The organism is Pontibacter sp. FD36, assembly GCF_015686655.1.
In the GTDB taxonomy this organism is placed as follows: Bacteria; Bacteroidota; Bacteroidia; order Cytophagales; family Hymenobacteraceae; genus Pontibacter.
The window spans coordinates 206,508-228,375 of the sequence record NZ_JADPMP010000005.1 but is presented as its reverse complement, the minus strand read 5'-3'; the positions used below and the strand labels follow the sequence as shown (position 1 = coordinate 228,375).

Genomic DNA, 21,868 nt, shown 5'->3' with positions numbered 1-21,868 from the left:
GCTTTCTGGGTGAATTTAGAAGTAACGTGGTGTCAGCATTCGGTTATCCTGCTTTTTGAAGAAGGAGTAACCCAATGAAATTTCGTGACTGGCATGCTGGCGCAGTGCATTTAAGCTCACATCGTAAGAGTAGCCCAGTCGCAGCTTAGGTGTTACATAGAGCTGTGCGATGGCAGCCCAGGCATTGCGGCGGTCCAGTTCGTATTCGTCAGAGTAGTTGCTGTGCACTTTCACAGCCGTGCGGTATGAGCCTCCCAGCCAGATGCGCTCTCCTAGCAGGAAAAAGGCGTTCAGGTCCAAACTGGTCGGGCTGTTAAAATCCTCCTTTACCAGGAAGCTAGGCTTGAAGATAAGCGTCGACGAAAGGTCCATCACATAACCTGCCGACAGAAAGTAATGGCGGTTCGGCATGGTCACTTCCAGATTGTCACCTCCTGTGTTAATCAGGTTCGCTACTGAAAGTCCGGTATAGAAGCGCTCCGTATTGAAGAAGGCTCCGATACGAAAATCAGGCATCAGTTCTGAAACGCGACCGGGATTCAGGGCCTGATCAGGTCTTGTGTTACCGGTGTTGAGCTTGGTGCCATCGAGGGTATACTGCGCCAAACCTGCCGCAAAGCCTAGCGCCAGTTTGGATGTCTCGCTCATCTGCAGTCGCACGGCCAGGTTGCCATGAAGTCCCATCTGGCGCTGTGCTCCCAGCTCATCATTCATCGCATTGAGACCAAAGCCCAGCAGACCGCTGCGCGAAGAACCATCCACACTGAAAGTCTGTGTAGTGGGAGCCCCCTCTATACCTACCCACTGGCTACGGTGTGTCAGGTTCGCATTGATAATCTCTTTGCTACCCGCATAGGCCGGGTTGATGATCAGCTCGTTGAAGATGTACTGTGTGTATTGCGGTGCCTGCTGCGCATAGCCCTCCCAGGACAGCAGCAGTAACACCAGAAGTACCCCTATTTTTCGCATGGTAATCACTTAATTCGTTTGTTTTCTTATCGGACGATCATCACATAACCCTTGTAGGTCTTCTCAGAGCCATCGCACAGCGTGAGACGAATCAGGTAGTAATAAGTACCTTCCGCTAATTTGTCTCCATTCCAGTTGTTCTGATAAGCTTTGCTTCTGTACACTTCATTGCCCCAACGGTTCACGACTACTACCTCATTATCTGGATAGTTTGTCAGGTTTCCGATCACCCAGGTATCATTCTCTCCATCGTTGTTAGGCGTAAACACGTTTGGCATATTCAGAGCCGCTTCGCGCATGCTTGGGTCTGAGATCATAGTCACCGGGTCACTCTTACACTCGCCGTTGTCAGCCACTACAGTAATCTCTCCTCTGGCATTGCCCTGCATCACGGTGATTACGCTGGTACCCTGCCCTGACATAATCTCCCAGCCTGCCGGCACTTCCCAGGTAAAGAGAGCAGACGGGTTGTTGGACTCGAGCTCGAAAGTAGCGATATCTGAACAAGCCAGTGTGCGGTCTACAATGCGGCTAATCACAGGGAGCGGTCTTGTCGTTACAGCCAGTGTTGTGGCATCACTCTTATCGCAGTCGTTCATGGCCTCTACACTAATGACACCTGAGCTTGTGCCCATCTGTACTGTGATTTGCGTCGTACCCTGACCTGAAGAAATGATCCATCCGGCTGGCACTTTCCACGAATAAGAAGATGCATGCGCAACTGGTTCTATAGAGTAAGTGGTTATGCGAGTTGCACATGTCAGCGTTTCGCCGAGTATGGCAGCAGGCGCCAGCGGTGGTGATGTAACTACTTCTACTGTCAGTATCGCCTCAGCTGTCGCACCACAGGCGTTCTGTGCTTTCACCTTCACATCTCCTCTGCCTGTAATTTTTACTGTTATGCTGTTAGTGCCTTCCCCTTTCAGTATTTCCCAGCCGGCAGGCAGTGTCCACAGGTATGTTTCAGCACCACTGATGGCAGGTATAGAATATACAGCGTCAGTTCTGCCCACACATGCCAGTTCCGGTCCTTTTATAGCTTCCGGGTTCATAAGTGGACGCTGAGGCTCTGTCAGGAGCTTCACACTCTGACTCTTTCCGCAGGAGTTAACAGCCACGACTGTTACTTCTCCTCCGCTTGTGCCGGCAGTTGCTTTAATTTCTGTTGTTCCTTGTCCTGCTGTGATTGTCCAGCCTTGTGGCACGACCCACTCATAGCTGATTGCCGTTGGAACAGCTGCGATGCGGAAGGTAAGACCAGCTGCATTGCCGCAGTAGGTTTCATTGTCAGCTATGATAGCGGATGGTGAAGGCGGCACTGAACCAACTGACTGTACTGTCAAACCAGTGGCAGTGCTTCTGGTTCCGCAATTGTTTACAGTAGCTACACTCACTTTACCTTGCGTTGTTCCGGCCTTCACCGTCACACGTGTAGTTCCCTGTCCCTCTACGATCACCCAGTCTTCGCCAGGGAAGCTCCAGAAGTAAGAGCTTGCACCTTGCACCGGATCGATAGAGTAAGTTTGGTTTAGTCCGGCGCAGTACTGAGCGTTTCCGGTTATTGGTCCCGCTTGCGGAGCTGGTACGTCGGCTACTGGCGCAACACGCAGTCTGGCAGGCATACTGTTACCGCATGGGTTAGAAGCCGTCACAGTGATATCGCCAGCCAGTGTACCTACTTTCACTACCACTCGCGTCGTACCCTGGCCTGACAAGATAGTCCAGCCAGACGGCACGGCCCAGATGTACTCCAAGGTATGGTCAACCGGCTCCAGCATATAAACTACCTCACTCTGGCCTATACATACTTCGTTAGGACCTTTAATGGCAAATGGAGTCGCAGGCACTGTTGGGAATGGTCTCACGGCCTTGGTAGCAGGGCTACTCTGACCGCATGAGTTCACCGCGATTACACTTACGTTGCCCGATTGGCTACCGATCGTTACGGTGATGCGAGTAGTACCTTGGCCGCTGGTGATGGTCCAGGTAGCAGGTAGTGTCCAGGTATAGCTCTGAGCTCCTGCAACCGGGTCTATTTCATATACTGTCGTTTTAGCTGTACAGCCAAACTCTTCTCCTCTTATCGTGACAGGAGCTGATGGTGCACCTGTTGCAGTCGTTACATCTTTACGGGTGATGCCGCTTGCGCCGCAGTCATTGACAGCCTGCACACGTAGCTGGCCACCGCTGGCGTTCTCGCTCAATGACACGGTGATTTCATTTGTACCCTGGCCGGCAGTAATCGTCCAGCCGTCCGGCACATACCAGGTATAGCTGGTTGCTCCTGGCACTGGTGCTACAGAGTATTTTGTACCTACACTGTTCTGGCAAACCGGGAAAGCTCCTAAGATGTCACCCGGGTTAACCGGTGGACCAGGAATAGGCACCACATTAAATGTCCTGGATGGACTCTGTCCGCAGGCATTTATACCTTTAACTGTTACTGTACCACCAACGCCATTCGGATTAAAGACAACGGTGTTGGTCCCCTGTCCCTCAATAAGTGTCCACTCAGCCGGATACTCCCATACATACTCTGCCACGTCGCCGCTGGCTGTCACACTGAATGTCACACGATCTGTTGTAACACAGAAAGGCAGCGTACCTGATCCAGAGATGTTAGAAGGCTGGTTCGGCGCCTGCAGGAATGGCTTCACGTCGATCTCTGAAGCATTCGGGCTTTCGCCGCAGACGTTCTTTGCTTTTACAGTTACTTTTCCGGCTGTTTCACCTACACTTACTGTAATTTGTGTGGTACCCTGGCCCGATACAATTCCCCAGCCTTCAGGCACTGCCCATACATAGGAAGTGGCATCTTTAACTGGCTCTATGGAATATGTTGCACCTTCACCTGCGCACACACCTTCATTAGCCGTAATTGGCCCCGGTGTGGCTGGTGGATCAGGGTAGTTGTTTACTTTTAGGCGGCTTGGAGGGCTGGCGCCGCAGCTGTTGTTCACCGAAACCTGAATAAAGGCTTCGTCGTTTCGCGATGTCGCTCTTACAATAATCTTCGTCGAGTTTCTGGGACCGATGATCTCCCATCCGCTGGGCACGTTCCAGGTATAGCCCGTGGCACCTACCACTGGCTCTATACTGTACTCTGCGTCTGTCCCCACACACAGTTCTACCGGACCAGTAATAACCCCTGCATCTGGCAGTACCGCGCAAAAGTTAATGTCAACCGTGTTGTTCTGCTGGATTTCATCTTCAGCTGCACCTGAAATAGTACCCCGTACAAAGCCTGGCCCTGTTTCATTGATGGTTGCCGTGAGCGTGAGGGTATAGGTCTGTCCTACTTTCAGACTCCCGATGTTCCATACCCAGTTGCTGTTCACAAGCGAGAAGGTAGAATTGGGCGCATCAGTAGTGAAGCTGTGGTTAGCTCCGGAAAAAAGAATAGGAGTTACCCGTACGTTTTCGTCGTCTACAGGTCCTTTGTTCGTGACAGTGAAGGTATAAGTGATTGTCTGACCTACAATGTAGCGGTCAACACCGGCGTTGCCTTCCGATTTCTGTATTTTGATTTCCAGGTCAGTTGGCAGGAAGAAGTTGTTGTTGTTCAGCCTCACTTCACTTTGCAGGGAAGCAACCCGGCCCCTTACAATCGTACCATCACCTATTGTAACAGCTTGCTTTGCCAGGTATTGACCTTTAATCTCTGCGCCATTACCCACTGTAATCGCGTTTTCTGCCACCCAGAATACATTCCCTATTTTAGCATCCCGAATGAGCTCAATGTCTACTCCAGCGCTTATACCAAGATTTCCCTTGATGATAAAGATGAAAACTGCATTAGGGTTATTACCACCGTCTAATGTAATATCACTTGCGACAGTGACGTCGCCATTGAACAGGTATACACCTGGGGCGTAGGTACGGCCGCCAAGTTCAGGATTGGGAAGTGTAGCAGTGGGGGTAGTGGTGGCGGCCGTATTATAGACTGCAGTGGCTGCGGCGAGGGCTTCGCTGGCGGCGGCGTTCGTGTTCTCGATGCCACGCCATACTGAACCGTTCGTAAAGCCTTCGGCAGGTCTGCTAACAGAGGCTACTTTTGCGCGAACAACCGTATTTGTGTTGTTTTGGTTTACAACCCTATCGCCACTTACTACGTTATAGCCGTAAAAGGCCCCCAGTGTGGGCGCTTGTTGCGCATTTACGCCAAACGTAACCAGCCATAAGCCCAGCACTAAGAGCAAGGCTCTACTTAAAAAGCTTGTCATGAAATCAATGAGTATAAGTTTGTTATAGAACTTGGCGTTTAAATATTCAACAATTTGCAGCTACGGACAGCCATTTCCGAAGCTCTCTTCTTTTCATCTCTCTCAGCCAAATAAGCCGCAAGTATATACTTAAAAAAGTACATTAAGAAGCTTCAAAAGTATATTGCATATATTTGGGGCTATATTAACCTCTAAAATTTAACAAAATTTGTTAAGCACCAAATTTTAAGTTAAAGTTTAAACTTAATTACGGCAGAGTCCTATATTATTTCTTTCACTTTTCAAGTGCGCCCAGCTCCTAATCACAAACTGTCTGATCACATCTCACAAGCTATTGTACAATAGTATTTTTAGGCTCGGGTGCAAAAGTAGGCACAATCGGGCACACTCTGTATCAGCGATATAAAAAAGTATCCCCGCACAGATTCTTTCTGAATTGCACTAAATCAAAAAGTGCTCTCGCGCTACCATACCCATTGCGGGCAGATAATGCGGCGGTCATTGAACAGCTTAAAACCTACTACTACCTCGTGGGTTCCGGCGCTTACCCGGTTGAGGCCTGATGTAGTGGCGTCGTATGAATAGGAGATGTCAATCAGCGGGCTAACGTATACGCCCACCATACCTACTATGGCATCGTTGTGGCGGTAGGAAGCACCTACCCAGAAGCGCTCATCATAAAGCGCACGCAGGTTTACGTCCACTGAGAGCGGACTAGGCGAAGCCAGTTTGAACATTACAGACGGAATCAGGTCAATGCGACCTCCAGGAGCAAAGCGGTAGCTACCCGTCAGGAAGTAATGACGCTGCAGGTCAAGTGATACATTGTTATCCTCAGCAGAACGGAAAGTGCCGGCATTCTCAAGCAACTGCGCACCTGCAAGGCCAACCGAGAAGTTACGGGAGTACACCCACAGTCCCAGCGACAGGTCCAGCACATTCTGGTTCACACGACCTCCACCTATAAGCGGCTCCGCTGGGTTGGTAAACTCCAGTTCTGAACTGTTGATGGTGTTGCGCACCAGGCCCGCTGCCACGCCTGCTGACACATTGATGGTGCGCGTAACGGGTAAGTGGTAAGCATAAGTGCCTGATAGCCCTGTTCTGCGCAAGGGCCCTGTTTTATCGGTATGAAGAATAATACCTGCCCCGTGGTGGGCAAGCGCCTTGGCATACTTGGTACTGGCCGCACCTTTATTCAGCGGCATGTGGGCGGAGGCATAGTAGGTAACAGGCGCTCCGTCTAACCCCACCCACTGCTGCCGGTTGCTTATGCGTATATCGGCGTAGTCTTCTATGCCTGACAGGGCAGGGTTGAGCAGAAAGTTATTGACCATGTACTGGCTATACTGCGGACGCTGCTGTGCGAAAGCCTGCGTGACAACACCTACCAATACAACCAACAGGAGAGACAGCTTTTTCATAGTCATTATCTAATAATAGTCACATGCCCTGAAATTGGTTTTTCGGAGCTGTTGAGATAAATGATGTAGTAATAAGTCGCCACTGGCAGGGACTCGCCATTATAGGTACCGTCCCAAGGTGTAGCATAGCCAGTTGAATTGAAAATCTGGTTACCCCAGCGGTTGAAGATCTCGACGCGGGCATCCGGATAGTTCTGAATGTTCTCAATCTCCCACACATCATTCACCCGGTCACCGTTTGGCGAGAAAGCGTTAGGCGCTGTGATCGCAGGTATAACCGTTACGGTCACTTCATCAGTTGCCGTACAGCCTTCTTCAGTCGTAATGGTCACCGTATAAGTGGTGGTCACATCGGGTCTGGCCACCGGGTTGGATACATTGGCATTGCTGAGGCTGGCAGCGGGCTCCCATTGGTAAGATACTCCGCCTGAAGCACGCAGCTCTGCAGGACGTCCCTGAATGATCTCAACATCCGGGCCGGCATCAGCCACAGGCTCTACCACAGTCACGTTTACTGTTGTGCGGGTGGCGTTGGTACAATTGTTATTGTTTCTGGCCTGCACATAGAAAGTAGTATTGCCGTTGAGCTCTGGTGTAACGAAAGTAGTGCCGACAAAAAGCGGAGAGCCGCCAGTCGGGGTATCAAACCACTCAATGGTGTTGCCGTTGGCATTAGCGACCGTGAGCGTGGCGGAGCCTCCAACACAGGCACGGGCATCCTGTACCGTCAGGATAGGGGCACTTGGTATGGCCTGCACTTGCAGCTGCACCACCTCCGAAGCATTTTCACAAGAGCCAACTATGGCGACTCTGCGGAACCAGGTATCGCGGGTGAGAGCAGGCGGTGTATAGTTCTGTCCTGAATTCGTGCCCGGGGCCGGATTGAAGCCTGCCGTTGGCCCACTGATGCTGCTTTCCCAACGGTAGGTAACTCCGCTGATCTGCGTGCCCGTCAGTTGGCCGGGAACCGAACCGGCACATACCTGCGGCTGTGCGGCCTGTATGCTGTTATCCTGCGCGGTTACCGTTATCACTCTTATTTCTACTACATTACTCTCATCTTCGGGACAGTTGCCGGAGCGCACGATGCGCTTGAACCAGCTCGTCTGGGTTAAGGTGCCTGGTGTATAGTCTCTGCCCGTGGCATTCGTCACTAAGGTATAGGGGCCATCACTGCCTGTGACACTTACTTGCCATTCGTAGGTATAGGTACCGGTGCCACCTGTGGGGGCGCTTCCTATAATAGCGCCTGGAGTTGTGCCCGTGCATACTTCCTGCTGAGTGGCGGTTAGGTCGTTGCGCTCAATTTCGGGCACAACTGTTACCACTACCGGTTCTGACACAACCGTACAGCCGCCCGATGTTACGGAGCGTCTAAACCAGGTTGTGGTGCTTATGGGCTGGGTGAAAACATAATTAGCGCCACTGTTGTTGCCGCTTGCTGGTGCATAATCTGTGGCAGTGGCCCCCGTGGTGCTAAACTGCCACTCAATTGTTAGATTGCCGTTTCCGCCCTCTGGCGTAGCCCCCGTAAGCTGGTTAGGTATAGCGCCCGCGCAAACATCCTGGTTGCCCTGCACCGTGGCATTGCCCGTAATACGAGGTACGGCCTGCACTTCTACTACATTGCTAATGCTCGGATCGCAGTTGTTCAAGCGCACCACGCGGCGGAACCAGGTAGTTTCGCTCAGGGCGTTTGGTCTGTAGTTCTGGCCGTTGCTAGGGTTGTCGCTGCCGCTCGGCGCTGTGGCAAAAGAGCCAGTCGGGCCTGTCGTGCTAAATTCCCAGGTATATAGATAACCTGTGCCACCCTGCTCAGATGGATCATTGCCAGTAATTTCAGCTGGACGATCGCCTCCGCAAACACCGTCGATATTTTCGATGATGTTGACAATTTCAGGCACTACTGTTACGGTTACGCGGGCACGGGGACTTTCGCAAACTTCATTGTAGGCCTCTACAAAGTAATCGCGGTTAGATGGCGGAGCCGGTATTTCGAAGCGGCCGCTCTCGTCAGCTTCGGCAACCAGGTTTCCATCTATTTGAGCGTCGAATAAACGGTAGCGCACGCCAGCCGCTGGTCCGGTTGCTCTGAAGCTGACAGTGCCGCCCGGGCAAGATACCGGAGGAGTTGTTACAGTTGGTTCAGAATCGAGGGGTGGGTATACCGTTACGGTTTGGGTAATTGGTCCCTGAAAATCAGAGTTACCGCATTCGTTCTCTGCGTATATGCGCACAGTGTAAGTACCAATCTGACCGAAAGTATACGAGAAGCTTTCATTATTTCCGGTTGCCACCTCTGTTCCACCAAATGTTACCGTCCAGCGGATTAGGGAGATTGTGCCGAAATTTGGATCGATTGACACAGGCTCGGCACCCTCACCACCTCCAGTGCCTCCAGAACTATAGCTAACCTGCTGCCCAGGACCACAAATGCTCTTTTCTGGGTTTAGCGACAGCAATGGATAGCCGATTACTACTGTCTGCTCTGTTTCGTCAGGCTCACCGCACTCATTGTCAACAGTGAGTTTAACTAGATATATGCCTGTTTTGTTGAATTTTATCTCCAGAGACTCTTCTTCCAGACCGCCAGAGTATACCTCCCAGCTGTCGGGGCCGAGGCCTTGTGGCTGCTGTGGGGTTACCTCCCAGGCATAGGTAAGGCCGCCACCCGTAGACTCGCTCTTAAAAGGTACGATTATAGGCTCACAGTCAATTTCATCATCCTCACCTTCATCGGGTACAGGCCTTCTTTTTTTCCCTCCTGGTTCAGGGTCTGGTCCATCAGGATCGGTTTGTACGCCTTCTTCTGTGATTACGGCCTCTGGCTCATCGCCCACAGAAAATGTTGTTTCGAAGGTGTTCTCGCAGCCGTTGGCTCCCACTGCTCTCACCTTAATGTCGTAGTCGCCAATTTCTGCGTATACCGGACCTGTTTCTGGGAAGCTGCTTATTGGCTGCTCTCCGTTTCCATCACCCCAATCGACAAAGTACTGCCGCACGTTGCTGTGCGGCTGGTCGGCAGGTATAGTAAGTATAGGCCTGATGTTAATGTCTTCAACTTCCTCGTCTTCTGCAAGGCAGTAGTTGTTCCCTGCGCCAGTTTCCCCGCCTTCTTTTTCCCAGCTTACCGTGAAAGGGATGCGAGGAATTCGCTGAACAGATACGCTTCTTGTTACTAGTTCACTTTGGCATCCTCCTCTTGTTCCTCTAACAGACACATTTGTTGAGGCCAGGCCATCTCCCTGCTCACTGAAAGTTTTCTCCACTCTAGTCCCTGTCTGAGTAGAGCCGTCCTCAAAGGTCCAGGTATAGTTTACGTCGTTTTCTGGTGTTTCAATAATAAATGCCACAGGCGTTACTCCATCGGCGCAAATAGGTGTTGTGGGCTCAATGCGAAAAGTAGGTCGATTGGGCGTGGGTGTTATTGTAACAGGAATAACACCCAGGTAGCGTGCTGTACAGTCTCCGCCAGTCGCCACCACATAATAATCGCCTGCTATGGTTGCTTCCAGAACGGGGGCATTTATACCTAGCGCTGTTTCCACGCCATTCACCACCCTGTACCATTCCCAACTTGTCGCATCAAAATTGCTGGTGCTTTCTAAACGTACACTCTCACCCTGGCAAACGGTTGTACTGCCTGTGGTTGTAATACCTACAACACAATCGTCAACTAAACTCGCACTGACTTCCTGACTCAGGAAGAGCACCAGCACCAGGAAACACAGGTTAAAGGCCTTAAGAAATATGGAACGCATCAGGAAAGCTTTATAAGGGTGAATTTGGGCCGTGCCTAAACTATAACGATATAACCTTTAGTTATGATTTATCAGAGCATGATTTTAAAGCAAATATTGCTTAAATATAAGTAAAACAATTAAAAAACAGCACATATACCTTAATCCGTGAACGATAAATTCTCTTTTAGAATTGGCTTACAATCGAAGCGCAATATTGTTTGGGCTTTACTCTTACAATTGCTCCCAGCAGAAGACCCTTTTCTACGGCAACAGGTATAATTCTGTTTAAATATAGTAACAACAATATTTATTGGGGAATTGTGTGTTGAACCGCTTTGGACTAAATTGAAGAAGCGATGAAGGGAGGTAGAATCCAGTCAGCGTCCACACTTAGTAGATGGGGCAGTCTGTTTGCAGGTATAGCTCAAGGTCTGCGTGCTTACGTATGCGCAAATGCAGTACTGCTAATGGACAGTAACAGCATAATGCATCACCTAGAGACATGGCAGCTTGGCAACAGCTGGATAAAGAGGATCCATTTTTTATTGATAGAACGGTAGGTGACTCGCTCCCCATAGCAACTGAGCTGCCAGGCCGATCAGTACAGCCCAAAAACAAAGAAGCCTGACTCATTTCTGAATCAGGCTTCTTTCTTGGGTAGCGGGAACAGGACTCGAACCTGTGACCTTTGGGTTATGAGCCCAACGAGCTACCAACTGCTCCATCCCGCACTGTTATTGTGTTACAAAAGTAGTATAAACATACTTACAATGCAAGTATAGGTTACTAAAAACCTCAAAAAAAAATTGCGCTTCTTTAGAATTTACTTGTGATCCCAAAGTGTATCTTCGAGGCTCTCAGTGACATAGGCTGCTGTTCCGATTTTCCGACAGAATACACTAATTGAAAAATTCCGGCGCCGGTACTGAAACTTATACCTCCGCCAACACCAAGTGGCAGGCCTTCGGCTTTGGATTGCTCCAGGTCGCTGCGGTAGTAGCCTTGATCATAGAAGAGCAGTACGTAGGAATCTTCTGCTGTGAACAGGCGGTACTCCAGCGTGCCGATGCCGTAGGTGGAGGCAAAGAAGAAGTACTCGTCAAAACCCCGCAGGGATGCCAGTCCGCCTATGCGGTACATGTCATTCAGGAAGATCTGATCATTGAGCAGCGCCTCTCCTCGCACTCTTGCCAATAAGGCGCTGTTTTTGCCAACCCTGAAGAAATTCTCCAGACGCACGCCAAGGCTAAGCTGGGTTGTATTCATCTCCAGCGTATCGTAAAACTCCTTCTCCAAGCTTGGGTTGCGTAGCAGCTTCTTGCGCCCTGCTGCCAGTTGCAACTCCACCAAACGACCTTTACGGGGGAAATAGAAGTCATCCAAGTTGTTCCAAAGGTAGTTCAGACCATAGGTATTGGTGCGGGCATCGGCTAAGTCGAGCGCCCGCAGGCTTTGCGGGCTAGCCGTGGAGAGAATGCGGGAGTTGCGCCACTCCGTGAACACACTGAAGCGGCCATACCGCATGGTGTTATAGGCCAGTTGCACCCGCGGCTGTATAGTGATAAAGCTGGAATCCTGCTTGAGCAGCCCGAAGCGGGTACCTAGCTCAAAGGGAGTGCCGAAAAGATTGGGATGTAGGTACTCGCCATTCAGGATCACAGAACCCTTATTCACCCGACGCCACTGCAAGCCGAGCTGCTTGCCGCTGCCTTTGATGTTGCGGATGTTCATATTGGCCTCGCCCGTAATAAGCAGTTTGTTGCCGGAGCGACTCGGATCAGGCAAAAAACCGACCACGCCGTCTATCTGATTTGTCTGGCGATCTTCCAGGAAATAAACCACCCGCGCTTTGTCCCGATAGAACTGTACCTGCGGGGGCCGCACCACCTTCAGGTATGGTAGGGTAGTGAGCATCCGCTGCGAAGCCTCTACCTGATCCTGATTATAGGGCTGCCCAGGGTATAGCTGCAGGTAGCGCATCAGAAACTTTGGCTGTGTTTTGCTGCCACCCATCACTTGCAGGGAGTCGTAAGTGACGATAAAAGCCTTTTCGACCATTAAGGCCGCTTTTATTTTATTGTCTGCTATCTGAATGGAGTCGAGCCAGACAGAAGCGAAGGGGTAACCGTTGCGCTCGGCATAATCGAGGATGCGCTGCTGCAAACGGGCGTATTCGGCTGGCTTGAAGGGTGTATTGCGGTAAAACTTCTCCCGGAAGCCAGACTCAATCAGTATACCTTCGCTCAGGTTGCCGTTGCGGAGCTCAGCCCAGTCGAAGCGACTGCCGATGTGCAGTTTCACGTGGAGCGTATCGCCGTGCTTGTACGAGCTGTCAGCCGAGGCCAGCAGGTAGGCATCCTGATGCAGCCGGTGTACCAGTGCCGTGACTTCTTTGCGGGCCTCTACGGTATCGGCATGCTGGGTGCGGTAGTTGTACTGTCGCAGTACGGGCCGCTCTGCACTTGCCGTGTGTACCTTTAGCGTTGCTTTTGTCTGGTTTACCAACTTAGGCGTTGGCGGCTGCACCTGCTGCTGTGGCACAGGCGGCTTGTCCTGCGCCTGCACCAGCAGGGGCAGCCATAGGAATAAGCACCAGACTAAGACAGCGATTTTGTACATTTGTACGCTAAATGGTTGAATTGTTTAAGGGCTAAATTGTTTCTCTATTAACAAGAAGCATCTGCTCAACAGCTTGCCTGCAAAGGTAAGGCCGCCTGAACGGATTACCACATGCTATTTTCACATATAGCACAGGCTGAACAACAATTTAACCATCAACAATTTAACAATTAAAAAATTGTCCGGCATCTACCTCCATATACCTTTCTGCAAGCAGGCCTGCCACTACTGTGATTTCCACTTCAGCACCTCCATGGGGCACAAGGAGGCTACCATACAAGCCATTGCCCGGGAACTGGAGCTGCGCCGTGAGTACCTGCAGGGGCAGGAGGTCGGCACGATCTACTTCGGTGGCGGCACACCCTCGTTGCTCACCCAGCAAGAGCTGCAACTTCTACTGCAAACCATCAAAGACTTGTTTATAGTTTCGGAGGAGGCAGAAATAACGCTGGAGGCCAATCCGGATGACCTTTCGCCAGAGAAGCTGCGTGAGTTGAAAGCGGCAGGTATAAACCGCCTGAGCATTGGTCTGCAGTCCTTTCACGAGCTGCACCTGCGCATGATGAACCGCGCCCACAATGCGACGGAGAGCCTGCAGAGTGTACGCGACGCCCAGGCCGCTGGCTTTGATAACATCACCGTGGACCTGATCTACGGTATACCTGCTCCGGATCATAGCATCTGGCTCGAGGACCTAAAAACGCTCTTCTCGCTCAATGTGCAGCATGTTTCCTGCTATGCCCTTACCATCGAGCCTGACACAGCCTTGGGGCGATGGAGCAAGAAGGGGACCTTCAAACCTTCAGAGGACGAGTTTACAGCGGAGCAGTTTGAGATTCTGTTGGAGCAGATGAAAGTGCACGGCTTTGTGCAGTACGAGGTGTCAAACTTCAGTAAACCCGGCCACGAGTCGCGGCACAACAGCAATTACTGGCGTGGGGTTCACTACCTGGGGGTGGGCCCGAGTGCGCATTCCTTCAACGGGCATAGCCGGCAGTACAATGTGGCCAACAACCGCAAGTATACCGCCGCCATCAGCGAAGGCACTATACCTGCCGAGGTAGAAGAACTCACACTCGCCGACCAGGCCAACGACTTCCTGCTTACCACACTCCGCACCATCTGGGGTTGTGACCTGAAAGTGATGCGCGACAGGTATGGCTATGACTTGCAGTCACAACACCAGCTATACCTGCAGCAGCTTCACAATAAAGGCCTGGCCTGGATCGAAGCGGATGTGCTCTACCTAACTGATCAGGGCAAGCTGCTTGCCGACCAGATCACCCTGGACCTGATGGTGGAATAGCTTTCGCAGTTTATTTCAGATTTATTCGTAGATTTGGTAGCAGGCGGATATAGCTCCGCGCCACACCACCATGCAGCTACTGGAAACACTTTACTTGAATGACATCAGCCGAATTGCCACGGACCGCCAGCACGGTATTCTGGCCAATACCTGGCTACGCCCTGTGGAGCACAGCGAGATGCTTGAAACAGCAGAAAGGATAAGCCAGCTGCTGCAGGAGTCCAACATTGACAAGCTGCTCCTGAATGCCATGGCCATCGGCAAGCTACTGCCCTACACCAAGGAGTGGCTGTCTACAACTTATTACAAGTCGCTTTCCGACCTGGGCCTGAAAAAACTGGCCCGTGTGCTGCCCGAAAATGTGTTTAACAGACTTTCGTTTGAGGCTGTTGTTACGAGGGCTGAAGCCTTGGGCTGCGTGAATTTCGAAGTCAAAAACTTTACCAGCGACGAAGCCGCCTTGCGGTGGCTTCGGGATTAAAAGCCTCAGTTCCATGGAAGCCTCCATCACTTACCGTGACCAGCCCTATACCTTCGACCCAATACAGCCGCTCGACATTTCGATGCCCCTGCACGACGGTCAGCTACAACCAGAATGTTTTTGGGCTGAGCCGGTGGCTTTTGATGTGATCCGGGTGGGAGATTTTGTGGGAAGTGTAGCAGAAGGGGGCAGCACCAATTACAAGCGCATACATGTAACACCACACGGCAACGGCACTCACACTGAGTGCTATGGCCACATCTCCTCCGACGAGCATGCCACTATTCACAACTGTCTGAAGCGCTTCCTTTTTGTAGCGCAATTAATTACGGTGCAACCGCAAAAGCAGGAAAATGGTGACGAAGTGGTAATGCTGGAGGATGTAAAGGAGAAGCTGCAAGGTATAAAATGTGAAGCGCTCATCATCCGCACCCTGCCTAACTCAGATGACAAACTTACCCGCCATTACTCCGGTACCAATCCACCCTACCTGGAGCACACCATCGGACAGTACCTGGCTGAGAAAGGTATACAGCACCTACTCCTCGACCTGCCCTCCGTAGACCGTGAACTGGACGAAGGCAAACTGCTCTGCCACCATGCTTTCTGGCAGTATCCCAAAAACACCCGTTGTGGCGCCACCATTACAGAGCTGATCTATGTACCGGATCAGGTAGACGATGGGCTATACCTGCTCAATCTCCAAATTGCTAGCCTGCAACTCGACGCCAGCCCCAGCAAGCCAGTACTGTACAAGCTGTCACCTGTCTTCCCGACTTTATAAAAACTCACATTTTGTGTCAGCTCTCGTGAGCGCCTGAAACTTGTTTCATAGCCGGCTAGACGCTCACAGGTCTGGGAGACACTGTGAGGTCGTGCAGTAGGTATAGGTATACCTATAAAAAAGAAAAGCTGGCGCCAAAAGCCCCAGCCTTAAGGTTAGGTTTAGTTTAGTTGAGGTTTCTTTAAAATAAGGCTTCAGCGACTTTCCGCACCGACTCCGATTTACCCATGGAGTAGTAGTGCAGACAAGGCACGCCAAATTCCATCAGCTCTTTCGATTGCTGTATGGCCCACTCCACACCTACCTGTACAGCGGCCTTGTTGTCCGCACAGGCCTCGATGGCATCTGCTAGTGGGCAAGGAATCTCGATGTGAAACAGGCTCGGCAAAAGTGTCAGCTGCGTCTTGGTGGTCATCGGCTTCAGACCCGGAATGATCGGCACGTTTATACCTTCTTCACGGCAGCGCTTCACAAAGTCGAAGTACTTCTGGTTATCGAAAAACATTTGCGTCACAATGTACTCTGCACCCAGCTCCACTTTCTTTTTAAGCCAGCGCAAATCTGACGTTATATTAGGTGCCTCGAAGTGCTTTTCCGGATAGCCCGCCACACCGATGCAGAAATCAGTACCATTGTGGTAAGCCTGCTCCTCATCCAGGTAACAGCCCTTGTTCATGTTCACGACCTGCCCAATCAGCTCTGTTGCATAGGTGTGTCCATCCGGCTCCGGCACAAAGCGCTGCTCGCTCTTCACGCAGTCGCCACGCAATACCAGCACATTGTCTATACCTAAGAAGTGCAGGTCGATCAGGGCATTTTCTGTCTCCTCTCTGCTGAAGCCGCCGCAGATCAGGTGCGGCACCGTGTCTACCTTATAGTGGTTCTGGATGGCCGCACAAATCCCTACCGTACCCGGTCGCTTGCGCGTGCTACGCTTCTCTAACAGCCCATTTTCCCGCTGCTTGTACACGTACTCTTCGCGGTGGTAGGTTACGTCGATAAAGGGTGGCTTAAACTCCATTAGCGGATCGATGTGGCTGAACAGGGTTTTCATGTTCTCGCCCTTGAGTGGCGGCAAGATTTCAAAGGTGAACAGCGTCTTGCCATTGGCATTCTGGAAGTGCTCGGTTACTTTCAATTTATATTGATGGTTAAATTGCTGTATTGTTAAATGGTTGGTGGGGTTCTACACCGCCTGCTGCGCTACTGGTTTCGGCTCGTAGTTCAGGTTTGACGAGAGCCAGCGCTCCAACTCCTCTTTAGCCATACCTTTGCGCTGGGCAATGTCAGCCACCTGGTCTTCGCCTATTTTGCCGAGGCCAAAGTAGCGTGAATCCGGATGAGAGAAGTAAAGTCCGCTCACGGACGATGCCGGATGCATAGCCAGGTTCTCCGTCAGGATCACACCCGTTTCTTCTGCCTTGAGTAAGTTGAACAGCGTGATCTTTTCGGTATGGTCCGGACAGCCGGGGTAGCCTGGGGCCGGGCGTATACCTTTGTATTGCTCCTTGATCAGGCCCTCGTTATCCAATTGCTCTTCCGGTGAGTAGCCCCACAGCTCTTTGCGCACCTGCTCGTGCATGTGCTCAGCAAAAGCCTCAGCCAGACGGTCAGCCAGCGCCTTGACCATAATAGACTTATAATCGTCATGCTCCGCCTCATACTGCTCCAACAGCTTCTCGATGCCAAAACCCGCCGACACCACAAAACCGCCAATGTAGTCTGCTATACCTGTTTCTTTCGGGGCCAGGAAATCGGAGAAAGCAAGGTTAGGAACGTTGGCTCCTTTCTTGCCCTGTTGGCGCAAGGTATGGAACTCGGTGAGCACGTTTTCACGTGAATCATCGGTGTATACCTCAATGGTATCGTCGGCCGCCACGTTGGCCGGGTAGAAACCAACCACGGCACGGGCTTCAAGCAATTGCTTGTCTACGATCTCCTGCAGCATGGCCTGTGCATCAGCAAACAGCTTGGTGGCTTCCGCACCCAATTCCGGATCGTTCAGAATTTTCGGGTACTGTCGCTTGAGCTCCCAGGTATGGAAGAACGGCGTCCAGTCGATGTACGGGATGATCTTTTCTAAAGGATAGTTGGTGTATACCTTGTTGCCCGTGAAGCTTGGCTTGGTTACTTCTGTTGCCGTCCAGTCTACCTGATACTTGTTGGTGCGAGCTTCTTCTATGGTGGCGAAAGCGCGGTCATTGGTGCGGTTCAGGTGGTCTTCGCGCAGCTTCTTGTACTCGGCCCTGATCTCGGAAATGTAACTCTCGCGGTTGCCGCCCAACAGGTTACTCACTACTGTTACGCTGCGGGAGGCGTCGTGCACGTGCACGACCGGTCCGCTGTACTGGGGGGCGATCTTCACGGCTGTATGTACACGGGAAGTTGTCGCGCCTCCGATCAGCAGCGGAATTTTCATGCCGCGTCGCTCCATCTCCTGCGCCACGTAGACCATCTCGTCCAGCGACGGCGTGATCAGTCCGCTCAGGCCCAGTACGTCCACTTGCTGTGCTTCGGCCTCTGCCAGGATCTTATCCAATTGCACCATTACGCCGAGGTCTATCACCTCGTAGTTGTTGCAGGCCAATACTACCCCCACGATGTTTTTGCCGATGTCGTGCACGTCACCCTTCACCGTAGCCATCAGAATCTTGCCCTGTGCGGAGGAGGAGGAACCCGCTTTCTCAGCTTCCATGAACGGCAACAGGTAGGCAACGGATTTCTTCATCACACGAGCACTCTTCACCACCTGCGGCAGGAACATCTTACCAGCTCCGAACAGGTCACCCACCACCTGCATACCTGCCATCAGCGGACCTTCAATTACGTCCAGGGTTTTAGTGGCTTTCTGCCGGGCTTCTTCGGTGTCTTCTTCAATGTAATCGACTATACCTTTCACCAAGGCATGCTTAAGGCGTTCTTCTACAGGAGCCTCACGCCAGGCATTGTCAGCGGCAGTAGCTGTTTTGCCCTTGCCCTTGATGGTCTCGGCATAGTTCACGAGCTTCTCAGTGGCGTCTGGGTGTCGGTTGAAAATCACATCTTCGATTAAGTTGCGGAGTTCAAGCGGCACCTCTTCGTAGATCCCCAGCATACCAGCGTTCACAATGCCCATGTCCATACCTGCCTGCACAGCGTGGTATAGGAAAATCGTATGCATGGCCTCACGCACCAGATCGTTGCCACGGAAGGAGAAGGAGAGGTTACTCACCCCGCCACTTACCTGTGCATGGGGCAGATTGGCTTTTATCCATTTCACCGCTTCGATATAATCGACGGCATAGTTATTATGCTCCTCTATACCTGTGGCGATGGCGAGTATGTTCGGGTCAAAAATAATGTCCTGCGGCGGGAAGCCCACTTCGTCAACCAGAATGCGATAGGAGCGCTCACAGATCTCAATGCGACGAGGCAATGTATCTGCCTGCCCCTGTTCGTCAAAAGCCATCACAACTACAGCCGCACCATACTGGCGTACTTTGCGGGCAAGCTTCTTGAAAGCCTCTTCGCCTTCTTTTAATGAGATGGAGTTTACAATCGATTTGCCCTGCACACATTTTAAACCAGCCTCAATCACACTCCACTTAGAAGAGTCGATCATGATAGGCAGTTTGGCTATGTCGGGTTCGGAGGCAATCAGGTGAAGGAAGTCGGTCATGGTCTGCTCTGAGTCGAGCATGCCTTCGTCCATATTTACGTCAATGATCTGGGCACCTCCTTCTACCTGCTGTCGGGCAACGGAGAGCGCTTCTTCAAACTTGCCATCGACGATCAGGCGGGAGAATTTCTTAGAACCGGTTACGTTAGTGCGTTCGCCGACATTCACAAAAAGGGTATCTTGGGTAATGGTGAGGGGCTCGAGGCCGCTGTAGCGAGGGAGGGGAGCTACGGGAGTGGGAACGTGCGGTTTATACCTGCGCACAAGGTCTGCGATTACTCTGGTGTGTACTGGCGTCGTGCCACAACAACCACCCAGTACGTTCACTAAACCTTCCTTCAGATACTCCTCCACAATGGCGCCCATCTGCTGGGCTGTTTCGTCGTAGCCGCCAAAGGCGTTTGGCAGACCGGCATTCGGGTAGGCGCTGATGTAACAGTTGGATATGCGCGACAGCTCCTGGATGTGCGTCTTCAGTTGTCGGGCGCCCAGCGCACAGTTAAAGCCCACGCTCAGGACAGGCGCATGTGAAATCGAATTCCAGAAAGCTTCTACCGTCTGCCCGGACAAGGTACGGCCGCTGGCATCAGTGATTGTGCCGGACACCATGATCGGAAGCTCTTTGCCACCATCGTTCACGTGCTGCTGTATGGCAAAGAGGGCTGCTTTACAGTTAAGGGTATCAAACACGGTTTCCACTAACAGCAAATCAGCACCGCCGTCTACCAGGCCGCGCACCTGTTCGTAATAAGCCTCCACCAACTGGTCGAAAGTAATGGCTCGAAAGCCCGGGTTGTTTACATCGGGGGAGAGGGAAGCTGTGCGGTTCGTCGGGCCGATGGCACCTGCTACGAAGCGTTTGTGCGCCGGATCGTTGACCTCGGCTTCGTCCGCCGCCTCACGTGCGATCCTTGCCGACTCGTAGTTGAGTTCATACACTATGTGCTCCAGCTTATAATCCGCCATGGCAATGCTGGTACCGCTAAAGGTATTGGTTTCGATGATGTCGGCGCCGGCTTCGAGGTACTCGGTGTGGATAGCCTTGATAATATCGGGCCGGGTAATGGAGAGCAGATCGTTGTTGCCTTTCAGGTCGGACGGATGATCCTTGAAGCGCTCGCCACGAAAATCGGCTTCGGAGAGCTGATAGCGCTGGATCATGGTGCCCATGGCGCCATCGAGCACGAGAACGCGCTCCTGCAGCAAGGTATGGATCGGATGATGTGGTGTGGTCATGTTTGGTGTTCCCCTCTTGGTTAAGTCTACATACGCGCTTATCAAGAAGGACACCCAAGGAAGGATATACTCTCTTATCTTTTCCCGGCCAAGGTATGGCTGAGAAGGGAATTAGCACCAAGCTGGTACAAGGTTGCTAAGACGTCATCGGGCCCTGTCCCTCGGTCTTTCTTGATAAGAATGCTGTAAAGATACACACTTATCCGCAAAAGGCGAATTTTTGTTGCATTAGGATAGGATGAAATCGAGAACAGGTATGGAGCCAGGCTTTACAGCTGTGCACGAAAGGTATAAAAACAGAAAGGGACACCAAAAGTGTCCCTTTCCTAAAAGAGTTTAATTGTTTTCACTCTATAACTCTTTATACCTTCTTATACGGGGGCAAAATCTGATTGTTCTCCCCATAGGCGAGTATTTTCGTTAGGGTAAAACAAAAAGGGACCACCTTGCTGGTGATCCCTTTTTGTTTCAAAGCCCAGGGGCCTTTTGTATCGGTCAGAATTAAGCTTCTGCTTCTACTTTAGGTACTACAGAAACGAATGAACGGTTCTTAACACCTTTTTTGAATTGAACTACACCGTCAACCATAGCGAACAGTGTGTGGTCTTTGCCCATACCCACGTTCTTACCTGGGTGGTGTGCAGTACCTCTTTGTCTTACAATGATGTTACCAGCGATGATATCCTGGCCACCGTAAATCTTAACGCCAAGTCGTTTAGAATGCGACTCACGACCGTTGTTAGAACTACCAGCTCCTTTTTTGTGTGCCATTTTGTTTAACTATTTACTCAGGGCGATGAAACACCTGAAAAATTCAACGTTTAATTTCTTCTTACTGCTTAACCAATGCTCTCGATCAGGACCTTCGTGAAGTGCTGGCGGTGACCATTCTTCTTGCGGTATCCTTTTCTTCTCTTCTTTTTGAAAACGATCACTTTGTCGCCTTTCACGTTGCCAAGGATTTTACCAACCACTTTAACACCGCTAACGAAAGGAGCACCTAAAGTAACAGTGCCGTTATCATCAGTAAGAAGAACATTGGTGAACTCAACGGCGTCACCATCATTGCCGGAAAGCTTGTTAGCGTAGATGAACCTTCCGGCCTCTACTTTGGTCTGTTGACCTGCGATTTCTACAATTGCGTACATCAGCTTCAATGTATGATTTAAAAAATTTTAAGTCTGCAAAATTAGCAGTCTAAAAATTAATATGCAAATCATTGTTCCTTAATTCCTTCTGTTTTTCCAGGCCTTATGCACAACTATGTGGATAACGATGTTGAAATCCACACCACATAATTTTGCATCGTCCCAAAACTCCCATAACACACTAGTCTGCAAACCCTTATAAGCAGCCTCTCCGTTCCACGTTTTCCACAAACCGTAAAACCTTCCAGCACTGGACAACACATTTAGCCTGAACGCA

At 51.2% G+C, this 21,868-nt stretch carries 12 protein-coding genes, 1 tRNA gene and 1 riboswitch; of the genes, 3 read left to right on the top strand and 10 right to left on the bottom strand.

The genetic code is table 11. The annotated features are described in order from the left end of the window. Positions 1 to 15 precede the first annotated feature (15 nt). From I0P70_RS08870 to I0P70_RS08845, 6 genes are all read right to left on the bottom strand, one after another. Complete coding sequence (locus I0P70_RS08870) at positions 16 to 969, bottom strand: type IX secretion system membrane protein PorP/SprF (protein WP_196116832.1); 954 nt, start codon at positions 967 to 969, stop codon at positions 16 to 18. Positions 970 to 995: 26 nt separating this feature from the next. Then, positions 996 to 5,192 (bottom strand): ice-binding family protein, encoded by a 4,197-nt coding sequence (locus I0P70_RS08865; RefSeq protein ID WP_196116830.1) that lies wholly within the window; start codon positions 5,190 to 5,192, stop codon positions 996 to 998. A 464-nt stretch (positions 5,193 to 5,656) separates the two neighbouring features. Beyond that, positions 5,657 to 6,616: a type IX secretion system membrane protein PorP/SprF gene (locus tag I0P70_RS08860; protein WP_196116828.1), complete on the bottom strand. Its 960-nt coding sequence runs from the start codon at positions 6,614 to 6,616 to the stop codon at positions 5,657 to 5,659. Between the two features lie 5 nt (positions 6,617 to 6,621). Then, complete coding sequence (locus I0P70_RS08855; RefSeq protein WP_196116826.1) at positions 6,622 to 10,377, bottom strand: gliding motility-associated C-terminal domain-containing protein; 3,756 nt, start codon at positions 10,375 to 10,377, stop codon at positions 6,622 to 6,624. 636 nt (positions 10,378 to 11,013) lie between these two features. Further along, a tRNA-Met gene (locus tag I0P70_RS08850) sits at positions 11,014 to 11,090 on the bottom strand. A gap of 85 nt (positions 11,091 to 11,175) precedes the next feature. After that, complete coding sequence (locus I0P70_RS08845) at positions 11,176 to 12,978, bottom strand: POTRA domain-containing protein (protein WP_230392079.1); 1,803 nt, start codon at positions 12,976 to 12,978, stop codon at positions 11,176 to 11,178. 178 nt (positions 12,979 to 13,156) lie between these two features. Between I0P70_RS08845 and hemW the strand changes: the two genes are divergently transcribed. The 3 genes from hemW (at position 13,157) to I0P70_RS08830 (ending at position 15,549) form a co-directional block, all read left to right on the top strand. Then, the gene (gene hemW / locus I0P70_RS08840) at positions 13,157 to 14,284 is read left to right on the top strand and encodes a radical SAM family heme chaperone HemW (RefSeq protein ID WP_196116823.1); all 1,128 of its coding nucleotides are present in this window, start codon (positions 13,157 to 13,159) and stop codon (positions 14,282 to 14,284) included. Between the two features lie 70 nt (positions 14,285 to 14,354). Next, a complete protein-coding gene (locus tag I0P70_RS08835) occupies positions 14,355 to 14,765 on the top strand; it encodes a hypothetical protein (protein WP_007655133.1) in 411 nt (136 codons plus the stop codon). A 13-nt stretch (positions 14,766 to 14,778) separates the two neighbouring features. Then, positions 14,779 to 15,549 (top strand): cyclase family protein, encoded by a 771-nt coding sequence (locus I0P70_RS08830; protein WP_196116812.1) that lies wholly within the window; start codon positions 14,779 to 14,781, stop codon positions 15,547 to 15,549. A gap of 181 nt (positions 15,550 to 15,730) precedes the next feature. On the opposite strand, the gene metF is transcribed toward I0P70_RS08830, so the two are convergent. The 4 genes from metF to rplU form a co-directional block, all read right to left on the bottom strand. After that, positions 15,731 to 16,687: a methylenetetrahydrofolate reductase [NAD(P)H] gene (gene metF / locus I0P70_RS08825; protein ID WP_196116810.1), complete on the bottom strand. Its 957-nt coding sequence runs from the start codon at positions 16,685 to 16,687 to the stop codon at positions 15,731 to 15,733. Positions 16,688 to 16,735: 48 nt separating this feature from the next. After that, a complete protein-coding gene (metH, locus tag I0P70_RS08820; protein ID WP_196116801.1) occupies positions 16,736 to 20,443 on the bottom strand; it encodes a methionine synthase in 3,708 nt (1,235 codons plus the stop codon). Positions 20,444 to 20,514: 71 nt separating this feature from the next. After that, positions 20,515 to 20,624, bottom strand: a riboswitch (SAM riboswitch). A gap of 320 nt (positions 20,625 to 20,944) precedes the next feature. After that, the gene (rpmA, locus tag I0P70_RS08815; RefSeq protein WP_076421363.1) at positions 20,945 to 21,214 is read right to left on the bottom strand and encodes a 50S ribosomal protein L27; all 270 of its coding nucleotides are present in this window, start codon (positions 21,212 to 21,214) and stop codon (positions 20,945 to 20,947) included. Positions 21,215 to 21,282: 68 nt separating this feature from the next. Further along, on the bottom strand, positions 21,283 to 21,591 hold the full coding sequence (rplU, locus tag I0P70_RS08810) for a 50S ribosomal protein L21 (protein ID WP_007657183.1): 309 nt from the start codon (positions 21,589 to 21,591) through the stop codon (positions 21,283 to 21,285). Between the last annotated feature and the right edge of the window lie 277 nt (positions 21,592 to 21,868).